Below are 14,523 nucleotides of genomic sequence, written 5' to 3'. Positions count from 1 at the left end.
ACGCCCGCGCGCGGTAGCCCTCCGTCAGGAGCCCTGGCCCAGTCTGCGCGCCTTCCGGAGCAGCGTCCCGTATCCCTCGAGGAATCGCTCGCCCAAGGGACAGGCTAATCCCTCGGGCAGGACCACCCCATGCTCGTCGGACACCACGAAGGCCTCGTCGAAGGCAAGTCCCCCAGAGCGGACCTCGTCGAGGAGGCCCGCCCTGCGCTCCACCGAGATGCCAAGCGTGCGGGCGAGGTCCTCCACGAGCGAGGCCGTCCCGGAGGGGACGCATCCCTCCCCCAAGCCCCAGACGAGACCTCCGTCAACGACCGACCATATGGTCTCGGGCGCGACGTCGGTCTGGTCCGCCTCCCTCTCCGCGAGGTCGGCACGGGCCAGGAGCGCGGGCAGTCGGCGGTCCGTCAGGGGCTCGTAGGGACCCACCGTCATCGCCGCCCTGCCGCGCTCGTCCACCATCAGCATGAGGACGCCATTGGGATGCTCTGCCGCCCCGGACGCGAGGGTCCACTCTATGTGCTGCTTTGCCCAGGCCACGAGCTTGTCGTCCAGGGGAGCGTCCCCCAGGTGGCGACGGCTCAGGGCACGGAGGTGGCGGTTCTCGAGGGGGAGGGTCGCCCCCGCGAGGCGCCAACGGCAGACGAGCGCGGGCTCGCCGAGCATGAAGTCGCTGTCGTAAGGCTTGGTTTCGGGCATGTTCGTCCCTTCTCGGGTGGCCGCTCCTGACGCGGGCCAGCAACTCGAAATGATATGGTCCTGGGACGCCACATCTCAAGGCCCAGGGGAGGAGAACGCAGAATGTCGCGGCTCGCACGGGAGAACGTCGCCTATCGTCCGTTTGAGGAGAGGGACTTCGACGCGGTGGCAGGTCTCTACCAGACGCTCTGGTGCGCCGGGCTCGACGAGCGCGTCGCGGCCAGGGCCGGACAGCTTGCCGCGGCGACGTACCTCTCCGCCTCGTCCCTTGGCCTCGTCGGCTGCGTGGGGGAGGACGTCCTGGGCGTCGTGCTGGCGCGCGATGGCTTCGGGCGCAGGGCGCCGCGCTGGGAGGGCCGTCGCAAGGAGCTCTTGGCAGAGGCCGAGGGGCTCGGCCTAGCCCATGAGTTGGGGTCCGCGCTCGCCATCGACCGCAGCGAGTTCTCGCTTGCGGCGGACTACTCCCGCAGGGGAGGGCGCTTCTCCCAGGCGCAGATGACGCTCCTTGCCGTGAGCCCCGAAGCGCGCGGTCTGGGGATGGGCAGCGGCCTCTTCGACCGCATGTCATCCTTGATCGCGCGCGCCGGTGCCCCGGGCTTCTTCCTCACGACCGACGACGAGTGCGACTGGGGCTACTACGAGCACCGGGGGCTGAGCAGGATATCGTCACACGAGGTGGTCGCGGACGCCGACGGCAATGTGATTCGGGTCTACCTCTACGGACGTGACCTGACGTAGGCCTCATGCGTCCCGCTGACGCGCGGGGACCCACACAGGAGGAGGGGCCGCGACGAATCGCGGCCCCTCCTTGCGTTCGGGCGATGGTGCCGGCGCCGTGTCCTAGGCGGTGATGCGGGTGCCCGAGAGGCCGGCCATGGCCTCGGCGGCCTTGTCCAGGGAGCCGATGATGCAGACGCGGCCGGGGCGGCTCTCGGCGAACTTGATGCCAGCCTTGACCTTGGGCTCCATGGAGCCCTTGCCAAACTGGCCCTCCTCGACGTACTTCTTGGCCTCCTCGACGTTGATCTCCTCGAGGTCCTTCTGGTCGGGCTTGCCGAAGTTGATGGCGACGTGGTCGACGGCGGTCAGCAGGACCAGGACGTCGGCGTCGCAGTCCTCGCCGAGGAGCTCGCCGCCCATGTCCTTGTCGATGACTGCGGCAACACCCTTGTAGGCGCCCTTGTCGCTATAGTCGCGGACCACGGGAATGCCGCCGCCACCGCAGGCGATGACGATGAACTGGTTGTCGAGCAGGTTGAGGATGCTCTCGTACTCGACGATCTTCTTGGGCTCGGGAGAGGCGACGACGCGACGGTAGCCGCGGCCAGAGTCCTCGACGAAGGTCATCTCGGGATGGGCCGCCTTCTCGGCGTCAGCCTGCTCCTTGGTCAGGAAGGCGCCGATGGGCTTGGTGGGGTTGCGGAACGCGGGGTCGTCGGGGTCGACCTCGATCTGGGTGACCACGGAGGCGACGTGCCAGCGCTTGTAGGCCTTGTGCATGGAGGCACCGATGGCCTGCTGCAGGTGGTAGCCGATGTAGCCCTGGGACATGGCGCCGCACTCGGGCAGGTCCATGCTGGGGATCTTGGGGTCGGTCTGGTTGGCGTAGGTGAAGGCCTTCTGGATCATGCCGACCTGCGGGCCGTTGCCGTGGGTGATGATGATCTCGTTGCCCTGCTCGATGACCTTGAGCAGCGTGGGGGCAGCCTCGCGGACGCGACGGATCTGCTCCTCGGGGGTGTCGCCGAGTGCGTTGCCGCCGAGTGCGATGACGACGCGGTTGGGCTTTCCGGGGGCCTTGGACATACTTCTTTCCTCCTTGTGTGCTGAGTTCTGCCTGGCGTGGTTCCAGATGCGTCAGGAACGGGCTCGTGGCTCGTAACGTATCGAATGGTAGTCCGTATCGAATCTACTTTATTTAGAGAATATATGCACTCCCCAAACGGTAGGTTTTTCTCTACCAGAGGGGGACCGTTGGCGGGGCAGGAGACGTTTTCCCACATATCTCTACCGCAGCTATGGTGCCAGCCTTGCTCGTCCTAGCTGCGACTATCTGGATGCGGACAAGATGCTGCCCACAAGGGCCGACCCCCGCTTCGCCTCCTTGGCACCCAGCCTTGTCCGATGGATTCAAAGTATTGGATATATTCTCTTTTTCTTTCTTTCTTTTCTATATGTGCAAATGGGCCGACCGCCGCAGGGGGACGGGACACGGGCCCGCCCCCCTGCGCTACGATTCTCGCCATGAGCACAGACGTCCGCACAGCACCCCACGGCAGCGCCGCCCATGGCGTGGTGGGCCGCTTCGCCCCGACCCCCTCGGGGCGCATGCACCTGGGCAACGCCTTCTCGGCCCTCATGGCTTGGGCCTCCGCCCGCTCCGCGGGGGGCCGCATGGTGCTGCGCATCGAGGATCTCGACCCTCGGGCGCAGGACAGTCGTCGCAGCGAGCTGCTCATGGACGACCTCCGCTGGCTCGGCCTCGACTGGGACGAAGGCCCGCACTTCCAAAGCCAAAGGACCGAGGTCTACCTCGGGGCGTTGGAGGAGCTGCGCCAGAGGGGGCTCACCTACCCCTGCTTCTGCAGCAGGTCAGAGCTGCACGCCGCCACCGCGCCCCATGCCTCGGACGGCACCTACGTCTATTCGGGAACATGCAGGGACCTGTCCGCCGAGGAGGTCGCACGGAGGTCAAGGGAGAGGCCCTCCGCGACGCGGCTGCGCGTCCCCCGTCGTGGGGAGCCCGATGCCAGCATCGCCTTCGAGGACCTTGGCTTCGGACGGCGCGAGGAGAGCCTGGAAAGCGAATGCGGGGACTTCCTCGTGCGCAGGAGCGACGGGGTCGTGGCCTACCAGCTGGCCGTCGTGGTGGACGACGCCCTGATGGGCATCAACCAGGTGGTGCGCGGCCGAGACCTGCTGGGGTCCGTGGCGCGGCAGACCTACCTCGCGCATGTCCTGGGGCATGAGGCACCGACCTTCGGACATGTCCCCCTCGTCGTCGCCCCCTCGGGGCGCAGGCTCTCCAAGCGCGATCGGGACCTCGACCTCGGCGCCCTCCGAGCCTCCGGCGTCAAGCCCCAGAGGGTAATCGGCGCTCTCTGCCAGGGCGTCGGGCTTGCCGAGCCTGGGGAGGAGCTTGCGGCGGACGAGCTCGCGCGGCGCTTTTCCTGGGACGCGATACGAAGCCACCGGGACGACCTGGTGGCAGACGCGCTTGCGTAGGCGGCGAACGGGCCACCCATCCGCTGGGGGGCCAACCCTTGGTCGCCGCGAGGAGAGCGGGCTCGCCAACCACCGCCCATGACAACGTTTCCACAGGCCAGACAAATATCCCGTCCCCGTTGTGACGCGAGCCCGTTGTGGGGTATCATGCTCTAGCACCTCGAACGGAGAGCTGACCGAGAGGCCGAAGGTGCTCGCCTGCTAAGCGAGTATAGGATGCAAATCCTATCTGGGGTTCGAATCCCCAGCTCTCCGCCAGATTCTGCTGCCTGGGACGCGATGCGTCCCAGGCTTTTTCTTTATTTCCGGGCATAGACTTAGAGGTGCATCTACACAAAAAGTTTTCTAGCTTCTACCAGGCATTTCTTGTGTTCTCCTAAATATTTCAAGATTCTCGCTTGACTCATGGTGGTGGGGATGGCATTCTAATTCCTGCAACGCGGCGTTACCTCAGCTGGATAGAGGGTCTGACTACGAATCAGAACGTCACAGGTTCGAATCCTGTACGCCGCACCAGCGAATGTAAAGCCACCTGCTCGGGCAGGTGGCTTTTTTCATGCCCTTCCACATGCCACCCGCAAGCTACCCCATGACAAGTTGCCCGCTTGCCTATGCATCGAGGGCGAGGCGGAGCTCCTCCCCACTGGGCCTGAAGATCACGTAGCCCGAACGTTGGGCCTCGTAGGCATAGGGAAGGCCCGCCCTATCCATCGCGTCCTCCAGGTCGAGAAGGCAGTGGCCCTCCTCGAAGTAGCGGGCCAGAGAGACCGTGGTGCCTTCGCCCTCCGTTCCGCCCAGCAGCTCCACGAGCCGCCCGACGAGCCCCTTCTCCACCAGAATCCTGTGCCTGTGGAGGGGCATGCCGAAGACCGCACTCGTCACGGGCCCCATGCTGCGTTCCGCTATGGAAATCTGCCCTGCGGACTCCTCGTACAAGTGATGGCGCTCCTCCTGGCCCTCCTGACGGCTGTGGAGCAATTCTCTTCTCGGCCTGCGCATTCTCTCCCCTTCTCTCGCCCTGCCCCCATTGTAACAGAACATATGTTCTGTTTTATCGAGCGGGTCGGGCGGGGGAGGAAGAGGCGCCCCGAAGGACGCCTCTCGACCTCATGCATGTCCTTCCGATGCTACGCCTCGGGCTTGATGACCTCCACGCCGCCCATATAGGGCACGAGCGCCTCGGGGATGGTGATGCTACCGTCGGCGTTCTGGTAGTTCTCCATGATGGCTGCCATGGTGCGCCCGACGGCAAGCCCCGAGCCGTTGAGCGTGTGCACGTAGCGGGTGCCCTTGAACTCGGAGGGGTCACGGTAGCGGATGTTGGCGCGACGAGCCTGGAAGTCCCAGCAGTTGGAGCAGGAGGAGATCTCCTTGTAGTTGTCGTAGCTGGGGAGCCAGACTTCGATGTCGTAGCACTTGCGGGCGCTGAAGCCGATGTCGCCGGTGCAGAGGGTGACCACATGGTAGGGAAGGCCCAGGGTCTGGAGGCAGAGCTCCGCCTCGGCGACCATGCTCTCGAGCTGGTTCATGGAGTCCTCGGGCTTGGCGAACTTGACCATCTCCACCTTGTCGAACTCGTGCACGCGGATGATTCCGCGGGTGTCGCGGCCTGCAGAGCCCGCCTCCTCGCGGAAGCAGGGGGTGAAGGCCGTGTAGAGCAGGGGGAGCTGGCTCGCGTCGAGCACCTCGTCGCGGTGGATGTTGGTGAGCTGTACCTCGGCCGTGGGGATGAGGTAGAGGTCGGGGCGCACGTGATAGAGGTCCTCGTCGAACTTGGGCAGCTGGCCCGTACCAAAGAGGGAGTCATGGTTGGTGATGACGGGGGGCCACCACTCCTTGAACCCCGCCCTGTCGTGCATGTCGATGAAGAAGTTGATCAGGGCCCTCTCCATGCGGGCCCCCATGCCGCCCAGGAGGTAGAAGCGGGCGCCGGCGAGCTTCACGCCGCGATCGAAGTCAATCATGCCCGTCGACGGGCCGAGGTCCCAGTGGGCCTTGGGCTCGAAGTCGAACTCGCGCGGGGTGCCCCAGCGACGGACCTCCGGGTTGTCGGAGTCGTCCTTGCCATAGGGGACGCTGGGGTCGGGGATGTTGGGTATGGCGGCCACGAGGTCGAAGAGCTCCTTGTCCAGCGCCCCCCTGCGCTCGTCAAGCTCGGCGATGCGGCTCTTGCCCGCGGCGACCTTGGCCTTGGCCGCCTCGGCCTCCTCGTGCCGGCCCTCGCGCATGAGCTGGCCAATCTGCTTGGAGGCGGCGTTGCGCTCCGCCTGGAGCGCCTCCACCTCCACGATGGTCTGGCGGCGCTCTTCGTCCAGCTCGAAGAAGCGCCTGCGGTCCCAGTGGGCGTTCTGCCTGGACTCGCAGGACCTATCGATGGCGTCGGGATTCTCCCTGACGAACTTGATGTCGAGCATGTCGTTCCCCTCATGGTCTGGATTCTTTTGGGTTCGGGTGCGGCGCCCCAACCCCTGGCGCGAGGTCGCGCACGTATCGCAAGTATATACTTGTGCTGCTTTTGGACGAGCGCGCGGCACGCAGGGCCGCGCATGCTATGGAAAGGGCACGTCATGGACTTCTTCAGCTGGCTCTTCGGGACGCGCCCGGGCGTGTTGGCCCTCATCCTGGGCGGAATCGTCCTCTTCCTGATCATCTCCCTCGTGCTCGAGCGACGCACTCGTGCCCTGTACAAGAACCACAAGAAGTCCGAGGGCGACTGGGACCTCTTCGACTTCGACGAGGATGACTCGGAGAGCGGCTGGAGCGACTTCGAGGACGACAACAAGTAGGCACGCCCGACCTGACGCAGACCCACGGGGGAGAGGGGCATGCCCCTCTCCCCCGACTCCTTGTCCTTTGGTGGAGATTCGAGCGGCGACTCCGGGCACAAAAAAGCCCCGGACGAAACCGGGGCCAAGCGATCATGGTGCGGGCGAAAGGACTTGAACCTTCATGAGATTGCTCTCATACGGACCTGAACCGTACGCGTCTGCCAATTCCGCCACGCCCGCGTAGGCATGGATTCTACTACCACCTTCCGATGGCGTGCAACAGAAATCTGCCCTCGTTTCGCAAAAACCGCCGCCGCGGCGCGTTGGGCGCTAGAATGGGTAGACACGGATGGCTCTTGAGCACAGCAGCTAAATCGAAACGAGACCCGAGCCATGGCAGACACGCTGGGAGCCAGGGGTGCCTCTTCGGCACCATACGGCCAGACATACGAGCAACAGACGCGCGACCAGCTCCTGCTGGGGCGTTACCGCGTCATGCACCCGGGCACCGTCGGTGGCTTTGGCACGGTCCTCACCTGCTGGGACACCCGCCTCCAGCGCCGCGTCGCCATCAAGCGCATGCCGCTCGTAGCCCAGGGGACGGGCGCCGCGGGCACGTCCACGGTGATGGAGGCCCTTGCGGAGGCACGCACCTCCAGCATGCTGGCCCACCCCAACATCGTCACGATGTTCGACTTCGAGGCCGACCGCCACTGGGCCTACCTGGTCATGGAGTACGTGGACGGCCTCACCCTGTCCGAGCTCCTCGCGCGGGTGGAGGGAGGGACCCTCACCAACGACGAGTGTGCCCACCTGGTGAGGTCCGTCGGGGACGCCCTGGCCTTCGCGCACGAGAACGGCGTCCTCCACCTGGACATCAAGCCCACCAACATAATGATCGAGCGCTCGGGGACCATAAAGCTCTGCGACTTTGGCATGGCGACGCTCGCCTCGGCGACCGGATTCGGCGACGCGCGCGGCGGCACCGTGGGCTACATGCCCCCCGAGCAGATCGAGGGAGGGCTCGTCGACGAGCGCAGCGACATCTTCTCGCTCGCGGTGGTGGTCTGGCAGTCCCTCACGGGCGAGAGCCCCTTCGCGGCGCCAAGCGCGGAGCTCTCGCTCAAGAAGATCGAGAAGGGCCCCAAGACCACCCTCGCCAAGCTCGACCCCAGCCTCGCCGGAATGGCCGACGAGGTGATGCGCCAGGCGCTGAGCCCCAGTGCCGCCGGCAGGGTCCCTACCGTCGAGGCCTTCAGGGACGAGCTCTCCTTCGCGCTGGGAGACGCCGAGGCGGGCGCCGAGTCGCTGCGCGCCCTCATGGAGCAGGATGCGGACGAGGGCGGGGCGGGCTCCCTGGAGCGGCCCTACGAGGAGCTGCCCCTCTCGTACCGCTACCCCTGGCTCCCGCAGCTCGTCACGCGCACGGGCTGCTCCTTGGCAGCCCTCGCCGCGACCTGGGTGGCCCTGGGCGGGGTCGAGTTCGCGCAGGCGTCGTGGAGGCTGTGGCTGGCGCTTGCCTGCGCCGGACTGACGGCGGCCTGGACCCCTCTAGGCGGCCTCCTCTCGACGCTCTGCCTCTGCGCCAGCCTCTTCGACCAGTCCACGGTCACGGGCCTTGCCCTCCCCATGGCGCTGGCGCTCGCCTTCCTCGTCTGGTGGGCCCGTCAGGGGAGAAGGGACCCTCTCGGCAGCCTGACCCTCCTCCTCCCCTCCCTGGCCCAGAGCCCGCTGGCGGGACTCCCCCTTGCGGCGGCCGTCCTCGGACCACCCCGCGCCGCACTCGCCACGGCTGCGGGCTGGGTCTTCGCCCACTGTCTCATGAGCTCGTGGCGACTCGGCTTCGACGCGCCCGCGGTGGCGCGCTCCCTCTTCGACCTGGCTCTCCGGCCCAGCTCCTGGCTGGTCCTGGCCGGCGGCGCCGCGGTCGCCGGGCTGGCCTCGCTGCTCGCCCACTGGAGGGAGGCCCCCACCGCCCAGTACCTGGCGCAACTGCTTGCCCTTGGCGGCTCCGTCGGTGTCAGGGCAGTCGCCGCGCGGATGGAAAATGGGGGCACCTGGGTGGCCCCGAGCTGGTCGGCCACCGCCGTTGCGGTAGTCTGTTGTGTGATTTTGTGTCTTGCCGTCAGGCTGAATGGCCCTATTCCCGCACCCAAGGGGGCTGGTGAGTTCCATGAATCTGCTTAGGACCTTCGAGAGCCGCGTGAGCGACGCCTTCGGCGCCGGCGCGTCGGGAAAGCCCGCCCCGTTCTCGTTCAAGAAGCTCGCAAAGCGCGCCGCGCGGGCCATGGAGGCGGAGACCTTCCAGATCGACGGAGTGGACACCGCACCCGCCCTGTACACCATCCTCGTCGCCCCCGCGGACGACGCGGTCATGAGGCCACTGTACCGCGAGCTCACCGACGAGGTCTGCGGCTTCGTCGAGGCGCAGGCGGACGCCAAGGGCTACGCCTTCGTGGGCAGGCCCCTCGCGCGCTTCATGGTCGACCCCTCCCTCAGGGCAGGGCGCTTCGCCGTGTTCGCAGAGAACGTCGACTCCCACACCCTGGGCCGCCTGAGGGAAGAGGAGGAGGCCTTCGTCAAGGGGTCCTCCGGCATCGGCGGCGCGGCGGCGCGTCCGGCCCAGCCCGCGCCACGCAAGGCAAGGCCCGCCGAGCCCAGGAAGGCGGCGCATGCCGAGCCCGCCGAGCGGCTCGAGGCCCAGGTGCCCTCCTGGGAGGAGATCCAGGCACCCGCAGCCGAGGAGTTCGCCCCCCTCGTCGCACCACTCGCGGGCGACGCCTCGGCCGGCCTCAACGTCCTCCCCACCGACTTCGTGGACGACTCCGTGCAGGAGGCGGGAGTCGCGGCCGAGGACGTGGCACCCGCATCGCCCGCCATGGACATCCCCCCGACCGTCCGTCGCAGCGTCCCCCTCGTCAACCCCCAGCGTGCCCAGACGTCCCGCGAGCTTCCGGAGGAGGGTCCCAGCTGCCTGCTCATCGACCACCAGAGCGGACGCACCTACACCGGCGGCTCGCCGGTCACCATCATCGGCAGGGAGCGCACCCAGGGCGGCATCGTGCTGCGCGACCCCAACGTCTCGCGCAGGCACGCCGAGCTAAGCTACGACGGCCACGACTGGCGCATCGCCGACCTTGGGTCCACCAACGGGACCAGGGTCAACGACATCGACGTCGACAGCTGCATCCTGAGGGACGGCGACCTCATCACCCTGGGCCTCATGAACCTTGAGTTCAGGGAGAGCCGCGCATGATAGACCTCGTCCTCTTTGGCGGGCGCATCGCGCTCGTCATCCTCCTCTACCTCTTCCTCTTCGCCGTGATGAAGACGGGCATAGGCCTCGTCCGCGGCCAGAGGCGCGACTCGGCCATCTGGTCGGTCGACGTCGAGAAGGGCGAGAGGTCCCTGCGCGGCCTTCACGTGGACATGCTCGGGCCCGTCATCGTGGGGCGCTCCCCCTCGTCCGACATCGTGATCGACGAGCCCTTCGTCTCGTCCTCCCATGCCCGCTTCACCCTACAGGGGCCGGCTCTCGTGCTCGAGGACCTCAACTCGACCAACGGAACCCTGGTGAACGGCCACCCCATAGCCCAGCCCGTGACCCTGCGCGACGGCGACGAGATCCAGGTTGGCAACGCCGTCATGCGCGTGAGCCGCCGATGAGCCCGTTTCCCCTACATAGGGACGAGCTCGGGCGAATCCTCCGCGGCGATGGCCGGGGCGGGACGGCCCAGCCCGTCAACAGCCCCGGTCACGACACCGTCGCGGTGGGGTCGCGCGAGGGCAGCGAGTCCAAGAGCGGGTCCACGACCAAGCTCTCGTGGGGTTCGCGCACGGACATCGGCCTGGTGCGCGCCCACAATGAGGACTCCTTCCTGGTGCAGCCCCCCGCCTTCGCCGTGTGCGACGGCATGGGCGGACACGCCGCCGGCGAGGTGGCGAGCTCCATAGCCGTAGAGACCATCGGCTCCAAGCTGCCCATCCATGCGGACGACGTGCTCCTCGGCGCGGCCGTGGAGGCGGCCAACCTCGCCGTCATCCAAGGAGCGGCCGAGGGGCTGGGCAAGCCCGGCATGGGCTGCACGGCATCCTGCGTCCTCGTGGAGAACGGAAAGATGGCCATAGCCCACGTGGGCGACTCGCGCATCTACCTCCTGCACCACGGAACCCTCGTCAGGCTCACGCACGACCATTCCTACGTCGAGGAGCTCGTCGACGCGGGGGAGATAACCGCCGACGAGGCACGGGTGCATCCCTCCAGGTCCGTGATCACGCGCGCCCTGGGCTCCGACCCAGACATGTACGCAGACCACTTCACCCTGGACGTCACTGCCGGAGACCGCGTCATCCTCTGCTCCGACGGCCTCTCGTCCATGGTCGAGGACTCGGAGATCGAGGCGATCGCGGTCTCGTCCCCCCTGCCACAGATGGCGGCCGACAACCTGATGTCTGCCGCGCTCGCCGCGGGCGGGCACGACAACGTGACCATCGTGGTCGTGGACGTGACGGACGACGGCATGGTCGAGGCGCACTTCCACCGCCGCCGTAGGGTCGCCATGGGAATCGTCGGCGTACTTCTCGCCCTCGTCGTGGTCCTCGCCGCGCTGGGGGCGGAGCTCGTAGGCAGCTCCTGGTACCTGGGCGACAACGATGGGACCGTGGGCATCTACCACGGCATGGAGGGCAGCTTCCTGGGAATCCCGCTCTCGAGCCTGGCCGAGACCTCCTCGGTCAAGACCAGCGACCTCCCCCTCGCGATCCAGGACCGCCTCAGGGGCGGCATCCTGGTCAACAGCGAGGAGGAGGCCCGCGAGGCCATAGAGGGCTACCGCGACCAGATCGACTCTGACAAGAGCTCCGCCGCCGTCACCGCCGACCGCAGCACGGCCGGCACCGAGGTCTCGAGCCCGCAGGAGATACAGGCCGCACCAGAAGAGGGCGGCGGCTCGGGGTCGTCGGGCAAGGGTGGTGAGTGACGTGGCAGAACGCCATGCGAACACAAGGCGCAACACGGAGCTCCTGCTCCTCGTCCTCGGGGCCGTCCCCGTCGTGCTCCTCTATGCCATGTACATAGCAAACGCACAGGCCGCCGTGACCCTGGGTTCCCTCGCGCTGCCCATCGGGCTCTTCGCCGCCTTCGCGGTGGCGCATGTCGCCATCAGGATCTATGCCCCCGGCGCCGACCCGGCGATCCTTCCCATAGTGTTCCTGCTCTCGGGCGTGGGCATCACCTTCGTGTCAAGGCTCGCCCCCGACCTCGCGGGCGGACAGGTCATGTGGCTCTTCGTCTCCGTCGCCGTCATGGTGGCGGTCCTCGTCGCCGTGCCCAGCGTGGACGCGCTCGCGGAGTACAAGTACACGATGGGGGTCGCGGGCGTGGCCCTCCTCCTGCTGCCCATGCTCGTGGGCACCGAAAAGGGCGGCTCCAAGCTCTGGCTCCAGCTGGGTGGCCTCTCCTTCCAGCCCGGAGAGATCGCCAAGGTGCTCGTCGTCCTCTTCCTGGCCGCCTACCTGGCCGAGAACCGCGAGCTCCTCTCCGCGTCGACCCGCAAGGTGGGACCGCTCTCGCTTCCCCACCCCCGTATGCTCGCACCCATGTTCGTCATGTGGGGCGTCTCCTTGCTCATCGTCATCTTCGAGCGCGACCTGGGCAGCGCACTGCTCTTCTTCACCTTCTTCGTGATCATGCTCTACGTATGCACGGGACGCGTGAGCTACGTGCTCGCCTTCCTCGTCCTCCTGGCCGTGGGCGGGGCGCTCTGCTACGCGCTCTTCAGCCACGTCCAGACGCGCGTGCAGATCTGGCTCGACCCATTCAAGGACCCCAGCAACTCGGGCCTGCAGATCGTCCAGTCCCTGTACTCCCTCGCCGACGGAGGGCTCACCGGCGCCGGCATAGGCAAAGGCCTGCCCAAGCTAATCCCGGTGGTCGAGTCCGACTTCATCTTCTCCGCCATCGGAGAGGAGATGGGTCTCCTGGGCGGTTCGGCCGTCCTCATCTGCTATCTGCTCCTCGCCGTGCGGGGATTCGCCACCGCGGCCCGCGCCAAGTCGGACGTCGCCGCCTTCACGGCCGTGGGTCTCACGGCCGCCCTGGTGTTCCAGGCCTTCCTCATCGTGGGAGGCGTGACCAGGCTGCTCCCCCTCACGGGCGTGACCCTGCCCTTCATGAGCCAGGGGGGCAGCTCTCTCCTCGCAAGCTTCGTGATCGTCGCACTGCTCCTCAAGACCGGGGACGAGGGCACGGGTCGCGAGGCCATGGTCCAGGCCTCGGGAACCGGCAAGGTCGCGTCCGTCGAAGCCCCGTCTGAGGTCGTGCACGGCTCCCATGCGCGCGGACGCTTCGGCATCCTCACCCCCGAGTCGGGCGTGCTGGGCCGCGTCGCCCTAGGCAACCGCCTCGTCAGGCTCCTCGCCGCCTTCTCGCTCATGTTCGTCGCCCTGGTGGCGAACCTGAGCTATGTGCAGGTCGCGAAGGCCGACTACTACCAGTCGCTGCCCAACAACAATCACACCATCGCCAAGAGCGCCAAGGTGCAGCGCGGGGCCATCATCACCTCCGACGGACAGACCCTCACCGAATCTGCCCCCCAGGAGGACGGCAGCTACGTGCGCCGCCATCCCCTTGGCGCGCTCGCCGCGCACACCGTGGGCTACCTCTCCACCCGCTATGGCGCGACGGGCGTCGAGGCGTCGATGAACGAGGCGCTCACCGGAAGGGCCGACTACTCGAGCTGGAAGTCCGCGCTCTTCTCCATGGCCGGAATCGCCAACCCCGGGTCGTCGGTGGTCCTCACCATCAACTCGCAGATGCAGCGCGCCGCCGAGTCGGCGCTCGAGGGCGAGAGGGGCGCCATCGTCGTCCTCGACCCCTCGACGGGGGCCGTGCTGGCGAAGGCCTCCGCGCCCTCCTACGACTACGACAGCATCGAGGAGGTCATGACGTCGGACGGCAGCGGGGGCTCCCTCATGGACCGCTCGACGCAGACCCTCTACACCCCCGGGTCCACCTTCAAGGTGCTCTCGCTCGCCGCCGCGCTTGACTCCCAGAAGGTGACGCTCGACACGAGCTTCCCGGCTCCCGCGAGCATCTCGATCGGCGGGGCTGACATCACCAACGTCGACCAGGAGGAGTGGGACTCCCTCACGCTCAAGGAGGCCCTGGCCTTCTCCGCCAACACGGTCTTCGGCCAGCTGGGCCAGGAGCTCGGCGGGAAGCTCCTCGTGAGCTATGCCAAGGCCTTCGGCTACGGCAGCAAGATCGGCCAGGACTTCTCAACCATTGCCTCGCTCATGCCCGACCCCGCCGAGATGAGCGAGTGGGAGACTGCCTGGGCCGCCGTGGGACAGCCCGTGGGCATGCACGACAGCCCGGCTGGCCCCCAAACCACCGTCATGCAGAACGCCGTGATGGCCGCGGCCATCGCCAACGGCGGCATAGCCATGAACCCCTACCTCGTGGACCACATCCTGAGCCCCGAGGGAACCACCTCCTCGACGACGCTGCCCAAGGCCCTGGGCCAGGCGGTGTCCGCCCAGACGGCGGCCTCGGTCAAGGAGGCGATGCTCCAGGTGGTCGAGGGCGGAACCGGCACCGCGGCGCGCGTGAGCGGCGTCAAGGTGGCAGGCAAGACGGGCACCGCGGAGGTCAGCTCCTCGGTGGCCAACTCGCTCTTCGTCGGGTTTGCCCCCTATGACCAGCCAACCCTGGCCATATCGGTCTGCATCGAGGGGTCCGAGGACAACGACGTGCAGGGCAGGGCTGCGAGGGTGGCGGGCAAGGTCCTCGCCTCCTGCCTGAGCGTCCAGGCGGCGGGGGCGAACCTCTAGG

The 14,523-nt window shown here is 67.3% G+C and carries 12 protein-coding genes and 3 tRNA genes; 10 read left to right on the top strand and 5 right to left on the bottom strand.

Features of this window, described 5'->3' with window-relative positions:
• Nucleotides 1-24 precede the first annotated feature (24 nt).
• Nucleotides 25-696, bottom strand: a complete 672-nt coding sequence (locus HMPREF1008_RS02760; protein WP_009278317.1) for a hypothetical protein — start codon at nucleotides 694-696, stop codon at nucleotides 25-27.
• 102 nt (nucleotides 697-798) lie between these two features.
• Here HMPREF1008_RS02760 and HMPREF1008_RS09790 point away from each other — a divergent pair, with 102 nt between their 5' ends.
• On the top strand, nucleotides 799-1,434 hold the full coding sequence (locus tag HMPREF1008_RS09790) for a hypothetical protein (protein ID WP_009278316.1): 636 nt from the start codon (nucleotides 799-801) through the stop codon (nucleotides 1,432-1,434).
• Between the two features lie 102 nt (nucleotides 1,435-1,536).
• Here HMPREF1008_RS09790 and arcC read toward each other — a convergent pair whose 3' ends face one another.
• Nucleotides 1,537-2,502, bottom strand: a complete 966-nt coding sequence (gene arcC / locus HMPREF1008_RS02750) for a carbamate kinase (protein ID WP_009278315.1) — start codon at nucleotides 2,500-2,502, stop codon at nucleotides 1,537-1,539.
• Nucleotides 2,503-2,940: 438 nt separating this feature from the next.
• Here arcC and gluQRS point away from each other — a divergent pair, with 438 nt between their 5' ends.
• From gluQRS to HMPREF1008_RS02735, 3 genes are all read left to right on the top strand, one after another.
• Complete coding sequence (gluQRS, locus tag HMPREF1008_RS02745; protein WP_009278314.1) at nucleotides 2,941-3,921, top strand: tRNA glutamyl-Q(34) synthetase GluQRS; 981 nt, start codon at nucleotides 2,941-2,943, stop codon at nucleotides 3,919-3,921.
• 166 nt (nucleotides 3,922-4,087) lie between these two features.
• Nucleotides 4,088-4,179, top strand: a tRNA-Ser gene (locus HMPREF1008_RS02740).
• A gap of 181 nt (nucleotides 4,180-4,360) precedes the next feature.
• Nucleotides 4,361-4,437 (top strand) — tRNA-Arg (locus HMPREF1008_RS02735).
• Between the two features lie 93 nt (nucleotides 4,438-4,530).
• Here HMPREF1008_RS02735 and HMPREF1008_RS02730 read toward each other — a convergent pair.
• Both HMPREF1008_RS02730 and serS read right to left on the bottom strand, forming a co-directional pair.
• On the bottom strand, nucleotides 4,531-4,857 hold the full coding sequence (locus tag HMPREF1008_RS02730; protein WP_009278313.1) for a hypothetical protein: 327 nt from the start codon (nucleotides 4,855-4,857) through the stop codon (nucleotides 4,531-4,533).
• 191 nt (nucleotides 4,858-5,048) lie between these two features.
• On the bottom strand, nucleotides 5,049-6,335 hold the full coding sequence (gene serS, locus HMPREF1008_RS02725; protein WP_009278312.1) for a serine--tRNA ligase: 1,287 nt from the start codon (nucleotides 6,333-6,335) through the stop codon (nucleotides 5,049-5,051).
• A 153-nt stretch (nucleotides 6,336-6,488) separates the two neighbouring features.
• Between serS and HMPREF1008_RS02720 the strand changes: the two genes are divergently transcribed.
• Complete coding sequence (locus HMPREF1008_RS02720) at nucleotides 6,489-6,707, top strand: DUF6724 family protein (protein ID WP_009278311.1); 219 nt, start codon at nucleotides 6,489-6,491, stop codon at nucleotides 6,705-6,707.
• A gap of 135 nt (nucleotides 6,708-6,842) precedes the next feature.
• On the opposite strand, the gene HMPREF1008_RS02715 is transcribed toward HMPREF1008_RS02720, so the two are convergent.
• A tRNA-Leu gene (locus HMPREF1008_RS02715) sits at nucleotides 6,843-6,929 on the bottom strand.
• 153 nt (nucleotides 6,930-7,082) lie between these two features.
• Here HMPREF1008_RS02715 and HMPREF1008_RS09785 point away from each other — a divergent pair.
• The 5 genes from HMPREF1008_RS09785 to HMPREF1008_RS02690 are packed head-to-tail and all read left to right on the top strand — an operon-like array spanning nucleotide 7,083 to nucleotide 14,522.
• A complete protein-coding gene (locus HMPREF1008_RS09785; protein WP_009278310.1) occupies nucleotides 7,083-8,876 on the top strand; it encodes a serine/threonine-protein kinase in 1,794 nt (597 codons plus the stop codon).
• Complete coding sequence (locus HMPREF1008_RS02705; RefSeq protein WP_009278309.1) at nucleotides 8,863-9,945, top strand: DUF3662 and FHA domain-containing protein; 1,083 nt, start codon at nucleotides 8,863-8,865, stop codon at nucleotides 9,943-9,945. The genes HMPREF1008_RS09785 and HMPREF1008_RS02705 overlap by 14 nt, the downstream gene beginning before the upstream one ends.
• The gene (locus tag HMPREF1008_RS02700) at nucleotides 9,942-10,355 is read left to right on the top strand and encodes an FHA domain-containing protein (RefSeq protein ID WP_009278308.1); all 414 of its coding nucleotides are present in this window, start codon (nucleotides 9,942-9,944) and stop codon (nucleotides 10,353-10,355) included. The genes HMPREF1008_RS02705 and HMPREF1008_RS02700 overlap by 4 nt, the downstream gene beginning before the upstream one ends.
• Complete coding sequence (locus HMPREF1008_RS02695) at nucleotides 10,352-11,668, top strand: Stp1/IreP family PP2C-type Ser/Thr phosphatase (RefSeq protein WP_009278307.1); 1,317 nt, start codon at nucleotides 10,352-10,354, stop codon at nucleotides 11,666-11,668. The genes HMPREF1008_RS02700 and HMPREF1008_RS02695 overlap by 4 nt, the downstream gene beginning before the upstream one ends.
• Before the next feature lies 1 nt (nucleotide 11,669).
• A complete protein-coding gene (locus HMPREF1008_RS02690; protein ID WP_009278306.1) occupies nucleotides 11,670-14,522 on the top strand; it encodes an FtsW/RodA/SpoVE family cell cycle protein in 2,853 nt (950 codons plus the stop codon).
• Nucleotide 14,523 lies beyond the last annotated feature (1 nt).

The sequence above is a fragment of the Olsenella sp. oral taxon 809 str. F0356 genome (assembly GCF_000233535.1).
GTDB classification, from domain to species: Bacteria; Actinomycetota; Coriobacteriia; order Coriobacteriales; family Atopobiaceae; genus Olsenella_I; species Olsenella_I phocaeensis.
This window is presented reverse-complemented; position numbering and strand designations above follow the sequence as displayed.